Annotated in this window: 18 protein-coding genes; 11 read left to right on the top strand and 7 right to left on the bottom strand. The window is 37.8% G+C overall.

Features of this window, described 5'->3' with window-relative positions:
* The first annotated feature begins 2 nt into the window (after positions 1–2).
* Both rplT and PVK71_RS11420 read left to right on the top strand, forming a co-directional pair.
* Complete coding sequence (gene rplT, locus PVK71_RS11425) at positions 3–356, top strand: 50S ribosomal protein L20 (protein ID WP_045102152.1); 354 nt, start codon at positions 3–5, stop codon at positions 354–356.
* A gap of 212 nt (positions 357–568) precedes the next feature.
* Positions 569–1,888 carry a ferredoxin reductase family protein gene (locus PVK71_RS11420; RefSeq protein WP_274418923.1) on the top strand — a complete coding sequence of 440 codons (1,320 nt, stop codon included), beginning with the start codon at positions 569–571 and terminating at the stop codon, positions 1,886–1,888.
* A 76-nt stretch (positions 1,889–1,964) separates the two neighbouring features.
* Here PVK71_RS11420 and PVK71_RS11415 read toward each other — a convergent pair whose 3' ends face one another.
* Genes PVK71_RS11415 through PVK71_RS11390 form a run of 6 tightly spaced genes read right to left on the bottom strand, consistent with a single transcriptional unit; the run spans position 1,965 to position 6,458 of the window.
* Positions 1,965–2,744, bottom strand: a complete 780-nt coding sequence (locus PVK71_RS11415) for a heme ABC transporter ATP-binding protein (protein ID WP_274418924.1) — start codon at positions 2,742–2,744, stop codon at positions 1,965–1,967.
* Complete coding sequence (locus PVK71_RS11410) at positions 2,744–3,781, bottom strand: FecCD family ABC transporter permease (protein WP_274418925.1); 1,038 nt, start codon at positions 3,779–3,781, stop codon at positions 2,744–2,746. Before PVK71_RS11410 ends, PVK71_RS11415 begins: the two co-directional genes overlap by 1 nt.
* Positions 3,782–3,790: 9 nt before the next feature.
* Positions 3,791–4,639, bottom strand: coding sequence for a heme/hemin ABC transporter substrate-binding protein (locus tag PVK71_RS11405; RefSeq protein WP_274418926.1), 849 nt, complete (start codon positions 4,637–4,639; stop codon positions 3,791–3,793).
* Positions 4,636–5,055, bottom strand: coding sequence for an ExbD/TolR family protein (locus PVK71_RS11400; protein ID WP_146861286.1), 420 nt, complete (start codon positions 5,053–5,055; stop codon positions 4,636–4,638). Before PVK71_RS11400 ends, PVK71_RS11405 begins: the two co-directional genes overlap by 4 nt.
* A complete protein-coding gene (locus PVK71_RS11395) occupies positions 5,052–5,735 on the bottom strand; it encodes a MotA/TolQ/ExbB proton channel family protein (protein ID WP_274418928.1) in 684 nt (227 codons plus the stop codon). The genes PVK71_RS11400 and PVK71_RS11395 overlap by 4 nt, the downstream gene beginning before the upstream one ends.
* Before the next feature lie 21 nt (positions 5,736–5,756).
* Entirely contained in the window at positions 5,757–6,458 is a 702-nt protein-coding gene (locus PVK71_RS11390; RefSeq protein WP_274418930.1) for an energy transducer TonB, read from the bottom strand.
* Positions 6,459–6,615: 157 nt separating this feature from the next.
* Here PVK71_RS11390 and hutW point away from each other — a divergent pair, with 157 nt between their 5' ends.
* The 9 genes from hutW (at position 6,616) to PVK71_RS11345 (ending at position 17,749) form a co-directional block, all read left to right on the top strand.
* On the top strand, positions 6,616–7,992 hold the full coding sequence (hutW, locus tag PVK71_RS11385; RefSeq protein ID WP_274418933.1) for a heme anaerobic degradation radical SAM methyltransferase ChuW/HutW: 1,377 nt from the start codon (positions 6,616–6,618) through the stop codon (positions 7,990–7,992).
* Entirely contained in the window at positions 7,976–8,512 is a 537-nt protein-coding gene (hutX, locus tag PVK71_RS11380; RefSeq protein ID WP_443111715.1) for a heme utilization cystosolic carrier protein HutX, read from the top strand. Before hutW ends, hutX begins: the two co-directional genes overlap by 17 nt.
* A gap of 52 nt (positions 8,513–8,564) precedes the next feature.
* The gene (gene hutZ, locus PVK71_RS11375) at positions 8,565–9,092 is read left to right on the top strand and encodes a heme utilization protein HutZ (protein WP_011261844.1); all 528 of its coding nucleotides are present in this window, start codon (positions 8,565–8,567) and stop codon (positions 9,090–9,092) included.
* Between the two features lie 272 nt (positions 9,093–9,364).
* Positions 9,365–11,422, top strand: coding sequence for a type VI secretion system tip protein TssI/VgrG (tssI, locus tag PVK71_RS11370; protein ID WP_274418935.1), 2,058 nt, complete (start codon positions 9,365–9,367; stop codon positions 11,420–11,422).
* On the top strand, positions 11,422–12,276 hold the full coding sequence (locus PVK71_RS11365) for a DUF4123 domain-containing protein (RefSeq protein WP_274418937.1): 855 nt from the start codon (positions 11,422–11,424) through the stop codon (positions 12,274–12,276). Before tssI ends, PVK71_RS11365 begins: the two co-directional genes overlap by 1 nt.
* The gene (locus PVK71_RS11360; protein ID WP_274418938.1) at positions 12,273–15,527 is read left to right on the top strand and encodes a T6SS effector BTH_I2691 family protein; all 3,255 of its coding nucleotides are present in this window, start codon (positions 12,273–12,275) and stop codon (positions 15,525–15,527) included. The genes PVK71_RS11365 and PVK71_RS11360 overlap by 4 nt, the downstream gene beginning before the upstream one ends.
* On the top strand, positions 15,514–16,245 hold the full coding sequence (locus tag PVK71_RS11355) for a hypothetical protein (protein ID WP_274418939.1): 732 nt from the start codon (positions 15,514–15,516) through the stop codon (positions 16,243–16,245). Before PVK71_RS11360 ends, PVK71_RS11355 begins: the two co-directional genes overlap by 14 nt.
* A gap of 27 nt (positions 16,246–16,272) precedes the next feature.
* Positions 16,273–17,004: a hypothetical protein gene (locus PVK71_RS11350; RefSeq protein WP_274418940.1), complete on the top strand. Its 732-nt coding sequence runs from the start codon at positions 16,273–16,275 to the stop codon at positions 17,002–17,004.
* Positions 17,005–17,029: 25 nt separating this feature from the next.
* The gene (locus PVK71_RS11345; RefSeq protein ID WP_338000080.1) at positions 17,030–17,749 is read left to right on the top strand and encodes a hypothetical protein; all 720 of its coding nucleotides are present in this window, start codon (positions 17,030–17,032) and stop codon (positions 17,747–17,749) included.
* Positions 17,750–17,821: 72 nt separating this feature from the next.
* On the opposite strand, the gene PVK71_RS11340 is transcribed toward PVK71_RS11345, so the two are convergent.
* Positions 17,822–20,020 (bottom strand): TonB-dependent hemoglobin/transferrin/lactoferrin family receptor, encoded by a 2,199-nt coding sequence (locus PVK71_RS11340; protein WP_274418941.1) that lies wholly within the window; start codon positions 20,018–20,020, stop codon positions 17,822–17,824.
* Positions 20,021–20,070: the final 50 nt, after the last annotated feature.

Here is a 20,070-nt window from a genome sequence, read left to right as displayed (position 1 = left end):
CAATGCCTCGCGTAAAACGTGGTGTACAAGCTCGTGCACGTCATAAGAAAGTTCTAAAACAAGCTAAAGGTTACTACGGAGCACGTTCACGTGTTTACCGTGTAGCTTTCCAGGCAGTTACTAAAGCAGGTCAATATGCTTACCGTGACCGTCGCAACAAAAAGCGTGTTTTCCGTCAACTTTGGATCGCTCGTATCAATGCTGCAGCTCGTCAAAACGAGATGTCTTACAGCCGTTTCATTAACGGTCTTAAGAAAGCATCTATTGAAATCGATCGTAAGATCCTAGCTGACATCGCTGTATTCGACAAAGTAGCATTCGCTGCTCTTGTTGCTAAGGCGAAAGCTGCTCTTTAATTAGAACAGTTTCAAAGGCTTTAAGACTAAATAAGGAGAGCACTAGCTCTCCTTTTTTTATGCCTCCAATTTATTCATATACCATCTTATTAATCTCTTGTTTCTCCCTCTGTCAGTTTCTGTAAAGCTTATACAACTAACGTAAAGTTACTTTTGATTTAACAACAAAAGTCTATTATTCACTCAATTAATTCATTTAATGAGTATTGAAAATGCGCAAATTTACTGTTCTGTTGCTTTTGCTATGGCTGCCATCTTTTGTTTCATCACTTACTCAATTTGATAGTGTGATGGATTTACGTAAACAATTAATCGTCTTAACTGGTTGGCTTGGTTTTGCTTATATGGGCGCCGCTATTGTTCTTTCCGCTCGCTTTAAATGGACAGAACGATTAGTAAAAGGGCTAGATAAGGCTTATGGTTTACATAAAAAATTAGGGATTTCAGCTTTTATTGCTCTGCTCTTGCACTGGTTAGTGATTAAATCTGCACACTGGGCTGTGCAACTAGGTTGGCTTGTACGTCCATCTCATGCAGGAAAAGAGAGAGTAATTACTGGGGTTGACTGGGTATCTCTTGCAGAGAAAGTGGGTGATATATCGTTTAAGTTTTTTATACTTTTTATCATCATTAGTTTGGTTGAAAGAGTCAGTTATAAAAAATTTAAAGGGATCCACAAAATTGGTGGGGCATTAATGTTGGCTGGTGTGTTTCATACGCTGTTTTTGATCAAATGGGATCTTTCATTAATCCCAATGAATATTGCAATAATACTGATATCTGTTATTTCAGTTTGGTGTGCAATACTTTCACTAACGGGTTCTATTGGTAATAAAAGTAAAATAGACGGTGAGGTGGTTCAGGTTGATCTATTTAAAGATGAGTCTGAGTTTACTGTGGTGGCTCGTCTTCAAATTAAACTTGAGAGTGAATTGCGATATAAAGAGGGACAGTTTGCTTATATCAATTTTCATGACGGTGAAGCACCGCATCCATTTTCTATTTTAAATTATAACGAAAAGACAAGATTGGTTGAGTTTGGGATTAAAGATCTTGGGGATTATACGCATCAATTAATTAACCAAATTGCAGTAGGAAAAAAAGCAACAGTTGAAGGCGGTTATGGTTACTTTCAAGTCCCATCTGATATGAACCAAGTATGGGTAGGGGCAGGAATTGGGATCGTACCATTATTATCGCGATTATATTGGTTACAAAAGGCCACCGATAAAGCTACAAAAAATATTGAAAAAATACACCTTTTTTATTGTGTAAATAATGAGAAAGAAGCCTTTTTCAGTGCCGAAATTACAACTATTTTGCGTCATATGGATTTTATTGAATTACATCTTATAGAGTCAGATAAGGGCTGTAGATTAACTACTGAGCAGATTCTAAAGAAAATCGATAGTGATTCATTTTCTGTTAGTTTTTGCGGACCTGAAGGGTTTGGAATGAGTTTAAAACAAGGTTTGATGGCTAACGGTCTTCCTGAAGCATCATTTCATAAAGAAATATTTAAGATGCGTTGATCTGTATTTTTATTCAATCTAATCCTAAAGAGCCAACATAAACATATTGGCTCTTTTATTGAAACCTCTTTGGTTTTTATGCCGCAAAAACCACAGGGAAATTCAATGTAGGGTGGGCTTGCACTAAGGTTTTATGTCCATACACATTCTCTATCATTTCTGATGTTATTGCCTCCCATGGAGCGCCGTCTGCTTGGAGTTTTCCATCTTGGAGTACAATCACTCGATCAGAATATTGTGCAGCCAAATTCAAGTCATGCAGTACCACAATAACTGCAGCACCTTCGCTCGCTAACTCTCTTGCTAACTTTAATGTATTGTGTTGATGCGAAAGATCTAACGCTGACGTCGGTTCATCTAACATCACGATTTTCTGCTGATGTTGGCTTACTTGAGTTAGCACTCGTGCTAAATGAACTCGTTGCTTTTCACCACCAGATAAAGAGGGGTAGGATCTTTCAGCTAAATGACTTATTCCCGTTTTTTGCATCATGCCTGATGTGATTTCTCGTAATGCTTGATTCGATAGTGCTAATGGTAATCCTCCAAGCTCTACCACTTCATTTACATTAAAAGCAAAAGAGAGGGTACTGTGCTGAGGGAGAACCCCAAGCCGTTTTGCTAGTTCATTACTATCCCATTGGTCTTTTGCTTTTCCGAAATAACTGATGTCATTAAAAGAGGTGATTTCATCACATAACAATTTCAGTAATGTACTTTTTCCGGCACCATTTGGCCCAAGTAGTGTTGTGACTTCACCACAACGAAGATCTAAGTTAATGTCATCTAAAATTATTTTAGAACCAATACGATAGGAAATATTTTTGGCTGAGATTGCTAATGAAGAATGGCTCATTAAATTTTACCTCGCTGGGTAAAGAGTAAATACAAAAAGAAAGGCGCACCAATAATGGCCGTCACGATACCAACAGGCAGTTCAGCAGGGCTAACGGCAACACGAGCAAACATATCTGCTGCAGTTAATAAAAGACCGCCAAGTAATGCTGAAAGAGGCAGTAAGGTTTTATGATTAGGACCTGACAACATGCGACCAAGGTGAGGGATGATTAATCCAATAAACCCAATCATTCCAGATAAGCTAACGGTAATACCAACACCTACAGCACTTAAAATGATCATACGTTTCTTTAATGATTGAACATTAATGCCTAAATGTTTTGCTTCTGCTTCACCAAGAAGTAGGGCGTTAAGTCCTGATGCATTCTTCATAAATAAAATAAGCAGAGTGATAAGACCAATACCTGCAAGCAGTAGGTCATTCCATTTTGCTCCGGCTAGTGATCCCATAGACCATAAAGAGAGGTCGCGAAGCATTTGATCATCGGCAATGAAATTCAAATAGCCAATTCCAGCACCAGATAAAGCGCTAATAGCCACACCAGCGAGTAGCATAACGGTAATTGAGGTGCCAAATTTACTGGTACCTAATCGATAGACAATTAGCGTGGTTATTGCGCCACCAAGAAAAGCAAAAATAGGTACAGCGGCAAAATTCATAAAAATAGGAAATTGCTGAGCAACGGATGAAAATAATACGATTGCCATTGCAGCGCCCAGTGCAGCCCCAGCAGATACACCAATGATCCCAGGTTCAGCAAGAGGATTTCGAAATAACCCCTGCATGACAACACCAGAAATAGCCAATATGGCACCAACAAGCATACAAAGGATGGTTCTTGGTAGACGAACTTGATGAATGATCAAATTAATGTGCGTCGGAATTTCATCTGTTGACCAAGGCATAAGACTATGAAAACTATCATTTAGAGTAATGTTCATTGGTCCTGTCGCAATGGAGCTGACAGCGATAATAAGTAGAGAAAAGCCACTTAACCACAGTAATTTTGAATAAGAGATGTACTTTAACAACATAATAATCACTTAAGGGTAAAGAAGGGTATTCAAACGAGCAGCCTCATCAAGTGTCGCCAACCCAAGACCACCGACGAGTGCAGAGCCATCAATACCAATAATTTGTTTATTAATACCAGCAGGCGTGGAGGCTAAGGTTGGAATCGATTCAATAATGTTATCAATGCCTTTTAACTTCTTGATGCTGCGGTTACTGACTAAAACAACGTCAGGTTGCATTGATATCATTGCCTCCATTGAAATGGGTTTAAACGATGATATCGATGAGTTTGCAGGGTTATTTGCTCCTGCTAAATGGATCAATTCATCCATTGTCGTATCACTGCCTGCCACATAAGGTGCTCTACCTTCATGTAATAAAAGGTAAATGACTTTTTTCTGTTTCGCTTTACTTGGAATATTACTGCTTAGTAACGCGACTTTTTTATTTACTTGATCCTTGATGGCTTCTGCTTGCGATTGATGTTGAGTAATAGAGGCGATTTCGTCAATACGATTTAATAAGCCTTGAACCGTTGGTGTCGTGTTTACGATATTCACCTTTACATTCGATTGAGAAAGCAAATCTAGTGTACTTTGAGGTCCCATTTCGTCGGAACCAATGATTTGTGTTGGTTGTAAGGCTAATAATCCTTCTGTCGATAATTGGCGGTGATAACCAATTTTAGGTAAGGATTGGGTCTGCGGCATTTTGCTCGTTACATCAACGGCAATAAGAGAGTCTTCTGCACCTAGCGCGTAAATTAACTCCGTAACGGCACTTCCAGCACTAATAATACGTTCTTGTGCCGTACTAATGGATGAGAATGAAAGTAATGCAATAGTTAGAAGAGAAGAGGTAAGCTTTGAGTTAATCATGATTTATTTTCGTCCATTAAAATTTGAGTCGCTTTAATATTGTTGTCTTGTAAAAAGGCTAATAATTTCACCATATGCTGAATTTCAGCTGTCTTATCTGAGGCGATAACCACTTGAAACTCAGGCTTACTTTTTACTTTTTGCAATAATGCGGTAGTAAAAGAGTCCCACGTTGAATAGGAATGGCCATCCAATCCCCAATATGGAGGTTGTTCTAATATATTGATGGTAAAAGATTTACTGTCTACGTCACTTACCGATTCGGTATCCGCTGTCGGTAAGCTCACTTCTAAAGATTGAAGTTTCACTGTCGCGGTCAGTAATAAAAAGACCATTACGATGAAAATAATATCGAGTAAAGGGGTCAGATCAGGCTGAATGGATTCTTCAGCAGCAGAGGACGGTGACTTAATCATGCATTCACCTTGATGATTTTATGTTGGTTAATCTCCGTCATTGAATCACTTGAGCTGAATACGCCTTCAATCCACAAATTAGTGTAATTTAATGAATGCTCCAAACGTGACAAGATACGATCAGCCCATAAGCCTAGAAGTTGTGAGCTTGCGATAGCGGGTAAGGCAATGATCAAACCAATCGCAGTCGTACGCATTGCTAGTCCCAAGCCATCCGCCAGAATATTCGGTGTAATAGAGCCCGTCGTTGCCGCTACATCTTTAAACATATCAATTAAACCAAGAACGGTACCTAATAGTCCTAACAATGGACTGATCATGCCAATAAGAGCTAAAAGGCGCAGTCCAGATCGTAATTGATGGCGTTTTTCTTGAAGCCATAATCCTGCCACATCCTCTCGTAATCCTTTTTCAAAATCACGATGAGCAAGTAGCATGGCATTGCCTTTTGCCGAGAGAGCACGGCGTTTTTTTAATTCTTTAATAAAGGATTGAATGCCATGTGCATCGTCTTTTTCTAATTGATTTAGCGTTGACTGTATCTTTTTATGAGAGCAGCCAGAGAAAAGTAAAAGCTGAATAGTTCGTTCAAGTAACAAGGCGAGAGTGAGTAATGAACACCCTAATAGCGGTAATGCCATAATGCCAAGCTGTGAATATAAGTGTGAAAAGTTAAGCATAGTTAAATCCGGTATAACTGATTAATTAAGTGAAAATCGGACAGGGATCTGCACACGATGTGCAATCGCTTGGCCATTAATAACTTGAGGTGAAAATTGCCAATCACGAATTGCATTAAGAGCGGCTTCATCAAGAACTTGTGCCCCTGATGAGGTGATTAACTCTTGTTTAATTTGTTTTCCATTTTCATTTAACCAAATCTCATATAACGCAGTACCTTCAATACCTTTGCGTTGTGCTATGCGAGGGTAACGCGGTGCGTTTGGGCGTTTTAAGAAACTCGGTTTTTGGACTAATTGTGGTTTTTCTGTTGCCCCTGATTTAGAAGCAACTGGTTCCGCTGTTGACTCTTTTTCAACATGTTTTTCTGTTTTCTTAGCCGTTTCAGTTGTTGGTTTGGTTTCTATTTTTTCTTTAAGAATCTTTTTTTCTGGTTTAATTAGTTTTGAAACGGTTGGTTTCTTTTTCATCACTTGTTTTTGAACTTTCTTTTCAACCGTCGCTTGTTGCTTTGTTTGTTCTTTAGGCTTTGTTACCTCATTCTTTTTCGTTTGTACTGATTGCGGGGTAGGAACACTTGGTACGACAAACTGGATATTGACTTGTGATGAGGTACTACCTGTAGGCATAGCAAAGGCTTTTTTTTCAGGAACAGACCAAATAAGCGCGGTATGAATAGCTAATGAAATACCAGCTGCCGCTAGATAACGAAAGTTCAGCACGAATGTCTCCATTTAATTCAGTACTTTTTTAAGATGACAACATTATAAACAAAACAAGAATGAGATCAATTATCAATTGCATTCTCATTTGAAAATACTTTATGATATAAAAAGAAGCAAAACTCTTTGAAGTAACGAGTTAAAAAGAATTGAAATCATGAGAACAGAAATTGACTTAAATCAGCTACCTATTTCACTTGTCGGTGAAAGTACACCAGAGCCATTGCTGTATGCCTTTCAAAGAAAAGCATCCGCTCATGCTGGGGGAGGCGCAACACCAATCTCGGCAGATTTGTTTAATGAGCGTTTTTCTTCCGTTTCATCGGAAACCACACAGATCAGTACGCATCGTTGCCTCTATGTACATATTCCTTTTTGTCGTGTGCGATGCACTTACTGCAATTTCTTTCAACACGCTTCAAGCAAGCAACTAGTACAAGAATATTTTGATGCCTTATTAGTTGAGTTGAAATGGAAAGCGCAGCTCGCTTGGACTCAAGCTGCGCCATTTCATGCGGTATATATTGGTGGTGGAACGCCTACGGATCTTACTGCAGATCAAATTGAACAATTGGGTAAAGCCATTCGCTCTCAGTTCCCATTAACCCCTGATTGTGAAATTACGCTAGAAGGGCGAATTAACCGTTTTGACGAAGAGATGTTTGATAAGTCATTAGAAGGTGGCTTTAATCGTTTTTCATTTGGTGTACAGAGCTTTAATACAAAAGTAAGACGCTCAGCCAAGAGGCTTGATGATAAAGAGTATGTATTACGTCGTATTCAAGAATTGAGTGATTCAGAGCAAGCCCCCATTGTGGTTGATTTACTTTATGGCCTTCCTTATCAAACAGCAGAGATCTGGCAGCAAGACCTTAATGATTTTTTAGAGACAAATGCACATGGTGTTGATCTTTATCAGTTGATTGAAATGGGAGGAACACCCATGAAAGGCATGATTGATAAAGGTAAACTGCCACAACCCGCATCAACCGAAGAAAAAGCGTATATGTATAAATATGGTGTGGAGTTTATGAACAAACATCATCTGAATCGCTTGAGCGTTAACCACTGGGCACGCAGTAATCGTGAAAGAAGCATTTATAACAGTTTAGCTAAAACCACTGCAGAGGTATTGCCTGTAGGGTGTGGTGCTGGTGGTAATCTTGGCGGTGTAGGCATTATGCAACATCGCACGTTAGACGCCTATATTCAGTCAATTAACGCTCAACAAATGCCGATTGCAATGATGACACAATCCGCTTCTTCAGCAGGATTATTCTCAATGATTAAAGCAGGGTTTGATCGTGGTGTTCTATCAAGAAAAGCATTAATGCAGCAGACATCAGAGGATGTCTATCAATACTTAATGCCGCTATTTAAACAGTGGCAAAACAATGGATTAGTTAAGGTTAATGCCGATTATTTAAGTTTAACGCTAGCGGGTGAATTTTGGGCAGTGACTTTAGCACAAAGTGTGATATCTGCTTTATCAATGACGAACAAACAGCCTGTTTTTAATGAACATGCTGCATAAATTTAATCAATATAATAAGAGTATTCCAGTGAATAAACACGTTATCGAATTATTAGAAAATGACCCATCATTATTACCAAGTGATATAGCTAAGCAACTGTCTATTAGTGAAGTCGAAGTGGTTAAATCATTACCTAAAGAGATGGTGACCATGGTATCAGGCCAGAAAACCCAAGAGATTTTAGAAGGGCTAGTAGGTTTTGGTGATGTAACAACCATCGTACATTCATTTGGTTCTATCTTTGAAGTTAAAGCCCCATTTCCAAAAGGGAAAATAGCGCATGGTTATTATAATCTGATGGGGCGAGAAGGACAGTTACACGGTCACTTAAAATTAGATTTAATTCAGGATATCGCACTGATTAGCAAGCCGTTCAGAGGAACTGAAAGCCATTACTTTGGCTTCTTTAATCATGAAGGCCACTCGGTATTTAAGATCTATTTAGGTCGAGATAAAAAGCGTCAACTTATTCCAGAACAAGTTGCAGCGTTTACTGTCTTAAAACAAGAATATAAATAAAAAATAGTCAGCTCAGCATACAACTCAGCACCAAATTTAAAAGGAAAGAAAAATGAATTCAAATGTTAAGCAGGAAAGATTACAAAATCGTCTTGGTCCTGAAATTCAAGAGTTTCGTGATTCACGTAAAACCCTTCAATTAGCAACAGTCGATTGCGAAGGAAAGCCAAACGTAAGCTACGCTCCTTTTGTGTTATTAGAAGATGGTTACTATGTGCTGATCTCAGAGATAGCACGTCATGCAAGAAATCTGCTACAAAACCCTGATGTGTCGTTAATGCTTGTCGAAGATGAAGATTCATCGAAACAACTGTTTGCTCGTAAAAGATTAACGTTTGATGCGACGGCGATTTTAATTGATAGAGAAGAAGCCAATTGGCAACTTGCGGTTGATGAAATGAAACAACGCTTTGGCGACATTATCGACGGCTTGAGTTCGTTAGAAGATTTTAAAATGTTTCGTTTAAAGCCAATTCAAGGATTGTTCGTAAAAGGATTTGGTCAAGCGTTTCAAGTGAGTGGTGATGATCTTGTCGATTTTGTCCATCTAGATGAAGGTCATAAGAAAAGAACCGCATAACGAATTGTTTTTTATACATCGTCAATAGATTTAAAGCTCAAGCAATTGGGCTTTTTTTATGTCTATTGATTTTGAACGTTGGTTGATTTTTTAAATGGTATTAGTGACTAATAATTTTGGCATGAATTTTAGTTTGATTGATTTTCAAGCGTGGAAGTGTCGTTGATCGCATATTTATTCATCAAATTAGAAACTAAATATTAACTTGATATCATTCAGTGTGAATTTTACTAAGTAACTGATTAATCTGTTAATTAAGGGCTGAGTTGACCATGCAGGATGCTAATCAATCAAAGTTTGATTTGGATGTAACAACGGTAGATATGCCGCTTCAAGTCTATGAATTTACTGGTGACGAAAAAATAGGTGAAGGCTACCAGTTTGATATTACCTTCATTTGCGAGGAGCCAGATCTTATTTTAGAAGAGTGGCTACAGCTGCCTGCTCGATTAAGTATTAATGGGGATAATGCGAATAGTGACGCTAATACTCGGTTTGTTCATGGTGTGATTCAATCTATGGAGCAGATTAATACATCATTTCGATTTAGTACGTATCGACTGTCATTAGTTCCTGTATTTTCTTTGTTATCACTTCGACATAATTATCAGATTTTTCAACACAAGCCAGTACACGATATTATTTCTGAAATGTATTCTAAAGCCGGAATTTTAAATCATCATTATGAAATTGAACTTCATTATGCTCATGAGAACCGAGATTATTGTGTGCAATATGGTGAAACTGATGCGCAATTTGTGCAACGTTTAATGGCTGAAGAAGGATTAATTTCTTATTTTGAACATACAGAATCGCAATCCAAATTAATTATTTCTGATGGCAAAGAAACCCACACAAACCTTCCTGAACTTGAATTTATGCCTGAAAATGGCATGGCACAAGAGAGCGATGTGATTTATTCACTGGCTAAAGAACAGAACATTCAAACTGGTAAATATTCAATAAAAGATTATGCTTTTCATCAACCAAAGCAAATAATCAAAGCAGAAAAAAGTTCTGAGCAGAAAGAAAACACCGCCAGTGAAGAGGCGTTAGAGCATTACGATTATCAAGCTTTAGAACAAGCCAACCTTTATCTTGAAAGTAAACGTACTAATCAAACCATATTACGTGGAGAGAGCGACAGTCCGCAATTAACACCAGGGTATTTTCAACCCATATCAAACCATCCGATAGAAGAGTGGAATACCAATTGGTTAATTACTTCGGTTAATTACGAAGGTAGACAACCGCAAGTGTTAGAAGAACTGGCAGAGGGAACTTCTCATTTTGAATCTCGTTTTCAATGTATTCCTTGGTCAGTCCCTTATCGTTTAGCAAAAATAGAGAAACCTCATATTTATAATATTGATACTGCAATAGTCACAGGCCCTGAGAGTGAAGAGATCTATTGTGATGAACATGGACGAGTCAAAGTTCAATTTCATTGGGACAGAAATGGCCAAGCCGATGAGAAAACCAGTTGTTGGCTTCGTACTTCACAAGGATGGGCTGGTAATCAATACGGTCAGTTTGTATTGCCAAGAATAGGACACGAAGTGATCGTTAGCTTCATTCAGGGGGATCCCGATAAACCCATCATCACAGGTTCACTGTATAACGGGGATAATAAACCACCATATACACTGCCAGAGCATAAAACACGCAGTACATTTAAAACATCAAGCTCAATTGGTGCGGATAATTTTAATGAGTTGCGCTTTGAGGATAAAAAAGCGTCAGAGCAGATCTATATTCATGCAGCGAAAGACATGGATAGCCAAATTCAAAACAACCGTACTAGCGAGATATTTAATGATGATCACTCTGTTGTGCATCATGATCAATTTCATCAAGTCACCAAAGATAATCACTTAACCGTGCAATCAGATAATTTAAGTTCAATTAAAGGTGACGCACACCAGCAAGTATCAGGCTCTGTTCAACAAAAAATCCAAGGAAGTCGGCTTGAACAAATAGGCACCGAGTTACACATTAAGGTGGGTAATAAAGCAGTCCTTGATGCCGGTAGTGAACTGACCATCACCACTGGCAGTAGCACAATGAAGCTAGATTCAGGTGGTATTCATCTACTTGGTGCTGCCATTGACTTAAATAAAGGCGGAAGTGCAGGAAGCGGCAGTGGGTATGCAGGTATTACAGCAACCCAACCAATCATGAAGCAGAGTGAAATGGCAGGCAGTGTGGCTGAAAGCGCAACGGTCTCTGAATACACAAGAAGTAAAATTCACGCCATTCGTCAGATCGAGGCATTAAAAACATTGGATCCAATCTGCGAGGAATGCGAGCAAGATCAGGGGCAAGAGTAATGGAAACAGAGTGCTTTGATTCTCTGAATATTGATGATTTCTCCTCTTTCTATTTGATGATAGATACAAGTCAGGAAGGCGACGTATTAAAACAGCTATATCGATTAGATACAGCAGTAGAGCAAGAACCACTGTATTTGTATGAGCCTTGGGATGACATGATATCAGTCTCTCCTTATTTGGTAAAAGCAACGCCTGTTATTGCACAATGGTTTGAAAGCCAACTTGATCAGCTAGACGGTTTCTTATTCAGTTCACCATTAGAACTAGAAAGCCTTGCAGAGCATTTAAGAAGTGTGATTAAGGTTCAATCGCCTTATGGTTCATCCATTATATTAAAATCAGCACATTCAGGGTGCGCCAATGTTTTATTCTCGACAGGAACTGATTGGTATTGGCAACACATTGATGAAGTTTGGCTTCCATATAAAAAGGGATGGGCGCATTACTTATCGCCTTGCACTGAGATGAAAAGCATCAAACCTTATCGTTTAACGGATGAACAATGGCAAGCGTTAGGAGAGTTAGCGACAGAAAATGCCTATGCCTATGTACTTAATCATGTGGAATATTTCTTCCCACATTGTCTAGAGGGCGTGATAGATAAACAAAAATGGATTCAGTATTGGTTCGATGCCGCTTACAGCAGAGGGTTTCAAAATGAGACTGAAGTCTGCTTCTTTATGAATGTGATGGGATATTTAGGAAAAGAAGCGATCACAACCGATAAATACCCGAAAATCACAGAATTGATCTATCAAACATCGCAGCAAACCCCAGAACAAAGAATTAAACAAGCGGCGGATTTGGCCTATCAATATCGTCACTCTATGCAAAAGGATTTACAAGAATGAGCGAAGCAAACAATGCCGCCATGTGTGGCAGTAAAAAAGATGCGAAAAACCCGGTAGGAGCTTGCCCTGTAAAGTTTGGCGTTATTGACATTATTCCGGTTCGTTATGCGATTGATGATATGGATGATGAAGAGAAAGAGCAGATACACCCATTACTTGATACCCATAAAGGTCACGGCTTTTTTGATGTTGCTCATTCAAAATATACATTAAGACAATTAAGAGATGGCTGGCTTTACGTTTATAGCAATAGAGATAAAACCTTTCATGAATATCAGGTGAAAGGTACTCAATTCATTAAGATTGATTGGGGCTCAGATGAAGCCGACAAAGCACCAGAAGAGAGAGGTCAAGCAGGAGAGGCTAAAAGCTGTTTGTCTTACTCTAAGAATGACACATTAACCATATCATTTTCTCACCAACGTTGGACATGGCGCTTATGTGAGCACATGCGATCAAATACTCAGTGTCGAAACGAATGGATGCGAACTGTCGACTTAAAAACCTATTCAAACATATTAGAGATAGAACACGGTGGTGGCATGCGTGATTTTGTCCATGCCGTTGCTGATATTGGTACGCCAAAGCCCTCCGATATCTTGTTTGAAAAAACATGTTCACCATTAAAAGCCGATGATTCTTCTGATGATGAGTTTCATCTCGCTACTTATAAGAAACCCGTATTAGAAACCGATTATCAATGCGATTTATTAGAAAAGAACAGCGCTTTGTATATTGCACTGGATGATCAGTTGGCAGATATAACGGATCTGTTTTTTAAGTTGTCAGAAACATACGTGCGTATTGTTGAACTACAAGGAACAGAGGAGGATGAGTACAAAGCTCAAATGGCTGAATTAACACGATCTTTAGCAAGGGTAACATTTAGTGATGATCAACTTCCTGAACATATTAAATCAGATCCAATTGAACGGTTAAAGCTAGAAATAGAGATCAATGAGTATTTATACCAAGAGCAAAATGTCCAACAATCTTCAGCATCTTATGAATATCATGTCGGCGAAGGGGTAGAAAATACCTCATGGTATAAGGCGTTAGAAGCGAAAAAACAAACCATAAAAGAGCGGTTTAATTTTGAAATCAAAAAGGAACATACTTCTCAGTGGAAAAGGCAATATCGAAATTTTGATGAAATTCGATGGAATGAATTAAACGAATACCTATTTGAACAATACGATAAATTATCAGAAGTAGAAACATTAAATAGTAAGTTAGTTTATCAACATAAAGAGGTAACCGATGCCATTGAACAGATGGGTATCGATCCTATGTATTTCGGGATTGATAACCAAACAGAGGTTGGTCAACGCTATTTATCCGAACTATTTTCACCAATAACCGTAGAGCTTGTTCAATCAGGCTTTAATGTTCCTGAGATTAAGCATTACCTAGAAAAAATGTTAGATCTGAGTAAACCAAATAATTTATTAGCACTAGCCCCATTTGCCTATTCCAAAGAAGTGGTGGATGAGTTAACCATTTACTCTGAAGGTGGCGCTGGACTTAATATGAGCAGTCCTAGTGACATGATCGCACTGCATACTCGATTATCAGAATTCGATACATTAACAGGTGACGTAAGAATTCAAGATTCTGATTGGTACAAGCTACTTCATATCGATATTAAAGTCGTGTTTGCTGCATTTATTGCAAGTAATAAAGCCAATCCGATACTGCAATTTCGACCTTCGATGGAGATGCTCAATGCAATTCAACCTCGTACAAATCAATTCAGTGCACTTAGCTTTATGGCTCGCTTCAGAGTTCTCATCATGGAAAATCTAGCAGATAGCAGTTTTATTGTTTCTGTAAACCCTAATTACCCTAAAGAACTGGCGGCATTTAATAAAAAATATGATCAGTTTTTATTATCTAACAGTAAAACAATGGCTGCGATTATTCGGAAAGAACAATTTGCTGCCGTGCTAGTACAAAAAACGTCTGAATTTATTTCAGAGAACATGCCTCAAATGCTTAAGGTTTCACAAAACGGCTCAATGTTAAACGTAAAAGGAGCAATCAGCAAAGGCGTAGCAGAGAGTTGGGCTGCATATAAGAATACAAAGGCAGATCTTGTTAGTTTTTCGGAAAGGAAGTGGAAAGGCTCAGCAAGTTGGAATGGGGTTGTTGCAGCATTAAACATTTGGAACTCAATAACCGTTTTTTCAAATTTACTTCAAAGAAACCAAGAGAGTAAGACGACAGAGGAATATAAATCAGTTGCCGCAGAGGTTGTTTATACGGCTTCTTGGACAGTCAATGCCTGCGCCTTGGTATCAAGAGATGCGGCATGGGCTGAAGTGATGAAAGATAAAGATTTATTGAATGAAAGAAGAAAGCAAGCTTTAAAAACAAATAAAAAACTCATTACTAAATTCGTTAATCTAACTCGATTAGTAGCTGTTACTGGATTAATCGCCAGTGTGTCTGAAATTTATTATGTCTATAAGCGATTAGACAACTCTCTTTTGTCAAAAGAAGAAAGAATAGCTGAGAAACTTAAATTATTCGCATTAGGCGGGCAAGTAGTAGTCTTTTCTGTTCAGCTAATTTCATGTTTTATGAATGGGTCAATAGGCGCGATTTTTGCTCCTTGGATGGTTATTTGGTTAAGTGTATTTGGTATTGCTTATATTGCAGCAACGGTATTCATTAATATGTTTAAACGAACCGATATGGAGTTGTGGTTAGTACAGTCCATATGGGGAGTAAAGACGGCTAAGTGGGCACCAGAAATAGAGCTAGTTAACTTGCAAAACATATTAAATAAACCTGTTGCCCAGATAGACACTGGAATACTTAGAACGTATCAGTCAAGCTCTGATTCAGACAAACAATGGACATTAACAATTGATTTACCTGATTACTTATCCGATAAATGGTTTGGAATTAAAGTGATTAAAAGCGCATCTAAAAAAGCAATAAAACATTATAATTTCATTGGAAATAAAGAGATGAGTCAATCAGAAGTAGAAGTCAATTTTACGAAAGTAAATAATAATTGTTATGAAATGAAAGTTGAACGAAACCATTCAGAAGATATTTCTAATATAATCATTTGTTTAGATGTTTTAGCCAATAGAACACCTCATGTTATTTCTTATTCAGGTTTTCAAGGTGGTAGCGGGGATATAAAGCTAAATGTAAATAAGGTTACTTCATTTAATGATTATTCAAAAAAAGAAAACTTAGGTATGGAGATTGTGAGGTTAAATAATGCTAACTCATAAAGATATAGACAATAAAGACAAAATAGAAACCATGAGAATGGCCTTATACAACGAAGAAGTGCTTTATGAGTATGAAACCATAGAGCATCAATATTTAGGGTATTTTGCGGCTGCTGGTTTTTTCAGTGTGATGCTTTGGTTTTTATATGATTTTAGTGATGATGGAATAGACGCAGGTGAAGCCATTATATTTGGTGGTGGTGGGACCATAATGACACTATTTTTAATTTTTTTTGCATCCGCCGATATAAAACGGCTTTACAAGTTCACTAAAAACGGAATAGTAACCGAGCAAGCAGATGTGGTGCCTGAGTACGCTTATCAATGCATACGAATGATAGGTCGAGTGGGTGTCGTTGTATGTTTGATTGCCGTTGTTTTTGTTGGCCCTATGGCGTTCATTGGAGTAGGGGCCAGTGCGTTACTTTCATTTAAATTGGTTAACTTTAGATTAAAACCTATGCTGTTTGAAACGTTGTATTTTGATGAAACGGTATTAATTAAAGCTTCGGATGTGAGTTATATATCAGTAATACCTAATGGAAAAATATCAGCCTCTAGAATGGGCTTTTTTTGTAATAAAGAAAATGTAGATGATATTTTTAATACTTTAAAAGAATTCTATCCAAATGGTCATTTTTATGAGGTTGAGAAAGAAGATGATATTTATGAGCATGAAAAATTTAAAGAGTTCTTACATCCAATGGATCAAGATTGATGTGAAATTGTAAGGATGCGTTAAATAATGCTAACTCATAAAGATATAGACAATAACGACAAAATAGAAACCATGAGAATGGATTTATACAACGAAGAAGTGCTTTATGAGTATGAAACCATAGAGCATCAATATTTGGGATATTTTGTGGCATTGTTATGTTCATTATTTATTGTTTGGATGTCGTATGATTCTAGTTATGATGGGCTTGACATCGGGGAGATTATTATTTACGCAGGAGGTGGGCTTTTACTCAATTTGGTTTTTATTTTTTTTGCATCAGCAGACATAAAGCGGATTTACAAGTTCACTAAAAACGGAATAGTAACCGAGCAAGCAGATGTGGTACCAGAGTACGCTTATCAATGCATACGAATGATAGGCCGAGTGGGTGTCGTTGTATGTTTGATTGCAGTTGTTTTTGTTGGTCCTATGGCGTTCATTGGAGCAGGGGCCAGTGCGTTACTCTCATTCAAACTGGTTAACTTTAGATTAAAACCTATGATGTTTGAAACGTTGTATTTTGATGAGTCAGTAATATTTAAAACAAGCAAAGAAAATTATATAGATATTACAGCAAATACTAATGATACCTGCTCTTCGATGGGATTTTTTTGTAATAAAGATAACGTAGAAGAAATTTTTAATACAATAAAAATATTTTATCCAAATGGATATTTTTTTGAAGTGATGAGTGTCGAAGATATTTGTGAACATGAAAAGTTTAATGAATTCTTACATCCAGCAGGTCAAGATTGATGTGAAATTATAAGGGATGCTTTAAATGGTGCATGATAAAGACAATGAATTAAAGCTAGAGAAAGAACTTTATAATTCTCCAGTACTTTACGAGTGGGAATATAGTGGATTTCATGGAAATAAAACATCATTAACTCAATGGTTATTAGGTATATTTATTCCGTTCTTTCCAATAAGTATATTATTGTTATTAATCAACGATATCAATGCGGTGGTACCATTTCTTTTTATTGCATCCATAATGATGTTTGTTGTTCGTTATTTATGGTTTTCAGATTGCTATTATAAATTTTATCTAACTCAAATAGGACTCTATTATACCTATGAACAAATCATTCCTGATTCAGCTTATAAAGTTGTACGAGGATTTGCATGGTTTGGCGTTGCAGTTTGCATTGTTTCTGTGGCTATTATTGGACCTATGGCCTTTGTTGGAGCTGGTGCATGTGCGTTACTTTCATTTAAGGTGACAGGCTTTCAATCTCAAGTTAGAGACTCATATGTTTTGTTCTTGGATGAATACACACTATTTGATATTCAGAAAGAGAGTGCATTTTCGATAAGAAGCCACCCTGATAGGTTATTTAACTCGTTTGATGGGCTGTATTATCAATTAAAAGATAAAAATGAAATTAGAGATAATTTATTGAATGTATTTAAGAAAAGTTATTTTATTGAAGTGGAACGTTTGAAAGAAATAGATAACTACGGCCCATTTGAACCCTCTGAAATAGTAAAATCATAATACAACAAACATAAAAAAAGCGGCGATGACGCCGCTTTGAACTAGCCAATTAACGTTGAATTTTATTCATTTTTAGAATTTGTAATCTAACTCAATGCCCCAATTACGACCTGCTTGAGCTTGACGGTCAATCCCATCTTCACCGGCTTCAGTACCAATCATGTCGTTGTATAGCCAGTACTGTTTATCAAACGCATTAAATAAACCACCACGAAGGGTTAAATCCTTCATTGGTTTATAGTAAGCCGTTAAATCAACCAAGGTGTAACCAGCAACATTGATGTTTTCATGACCAATATTTGACCATTTGTCTTTTGCTGCCACCATATTGATGTTTAATAAAGCACCGTAAGTATAACCAATGGAGTCATAACCTAAGCCTAGGTTTGAAGTTAGCGGGGCAACACTGTCTATTGATGCGCCAGTTTTTTTATCTCGGCCTTCAGCATAAGCAATACTTAGCTTCGAGTAGGTTCCTTGAGGTGCATTAAACGCTTCATCCAATAAGTAAGTAGAACTAAATTCAACCCCATAAATTTCTACAGAATCGATATTCTCTTTTGTGTAATGTTCTTTTCCATCGTTCGGGCCACCAACGACTTTACCTAAGTATTGTTGATTGATGAAATCAGAATAATCATTGTAGAAAGCGATTAATTCAACTTGTGCGGCATTCGATTGTGCTCGAATCCCGGCCTCATAAGAGACACTGCTTTCTGCTTTAAGATCTGGGTTTGCATCAATGACGGCGCCACTGTCATAGAAGTAATACATGTCTTGTAGAGTAGGGGCTTTAAAGCCTTGGCTCACCTGAGCAAGTACGCTAACGTTATTATTTATATGATAAACCGATCCTAATTTCGCCGTAAAAGCGTCATTTTTGCTGTCAGGATATTCTGTTTTAAAACCGTCATTGGTTTCTGGTTTTGCTTCAAATGAGTCATAACGTAAACCAGCAGTTAGCACCAATTGTTCATCAAGTAAGAAAGCTTGGTCCTGCGCAAAAATACCATATTGCGTCATGGTTGCATCAGGCATATCGGTATGGCCGGGGCCAGATGTGCCTTGGTCGTATTTATAATCGGTATTTTCAGTTGCGAACTTGTTTTGTCTAAAGCTCAGGCCATAAGTGATTTGATGGAATCCTTCTCCAAACTCGGCGATTTTATCAAACTGTGCGTCAAACTGGATAGAATCATCGTTAGCAATACGTTCACGCATACGGCGACCACTGCCGTAAGGCCCAGTTGAAGTATCGTAGTTTTCAGATAATGATTCAGTTTGTTGTACATTTAATTTTGATTCTAGCGTATCGAATAGCGCATTATTAGCTGTCCATTCATGCTCTAAACCAACGCGTAATCGAGTTGTTGTGTCCTTATTGTAGTTATCGTAATAAGTAATGATAGGCACCCCTCTACTCATCATAGAATAACCATTTTGGGAAAGTTCATCTTCATCATATTGTGATGTGTAATATTCCACAGTCGTACCGATGCGGTGTGAATCATTTAATTGGTAAAAGGCTTTTGCTAATAAGTTGCCAATTTGTGCATCTGCTGGGTTTGCTGCACCACGATCTGGGCCTTCAATATCTGCACCGTTAGAATGGGTTTGTGATTCACTGCCTTTTTTATACGTCAGCATGACTAGAGTTTCTAGCTCAGCAGCACGCATTGCCCATGTCCCCGTAGTTTTCGTGCTTGAATCTACGCTGTTATAGCCTGTTTTGACTTCAAAAGCGTTTTCGTCTCCCTCGGTTCTTAAAATATCTTCAGGATTTTTAGTCTCCATTAGAACGGTACCGCCAAGAGAATCTGAACCATATAGAGTAGAAGATGGGCCTTTATTTACTTCAATTGCTTTTAAGGTGTCAATTTCAATAGCACTTGGGTATTTACGTTGTTCATTGGAGCCTGGATTGTATGGGGTAGGTTGTTGAACTCCATCAACTAACATTTTAATACGGCTGTCACTCATACCACGAATAGTGAACCCTGATAAACCAAAACGACCGCCACCATTTGCAGTTACCCCTGGTGTATATTTTAAAGCATCTTGAACACTGGTTGCCATTGTCTTATCAATGTCTTCAGCAGTTACTTTTGATATAGAGCTTGATACATCTTTGATGCTTTGTTCTGTTCGAGTTGCCGATACCACAACCTCATCAAACATTGTTGAATTCCCATCAGAAGAGCTTTCAGCGTGAAGAGTGGGAGAGATAGCAACTAAAATAGACGCAGCTAAAAGTGTTTTTTTATTAGACATGTTAATTCCTTGAAAGTGTCTGGTCTCATAATTCGGGAAAGATAATACAT

The organism is Aliivibrio sp. S4MY1 (assembly GCF_028765545.1).
Classification (GTDB): Bacteria; Pseudomonadota; Gammaproteobacteria; order Enterobacterales; family Vibrionaceae; genus Aliivibrio.
The sequence above is the reverse complement of the archived record's forward strand: the minus strand, read 5'-3'. Positions and strand labels throughout refer to the sequence as shown.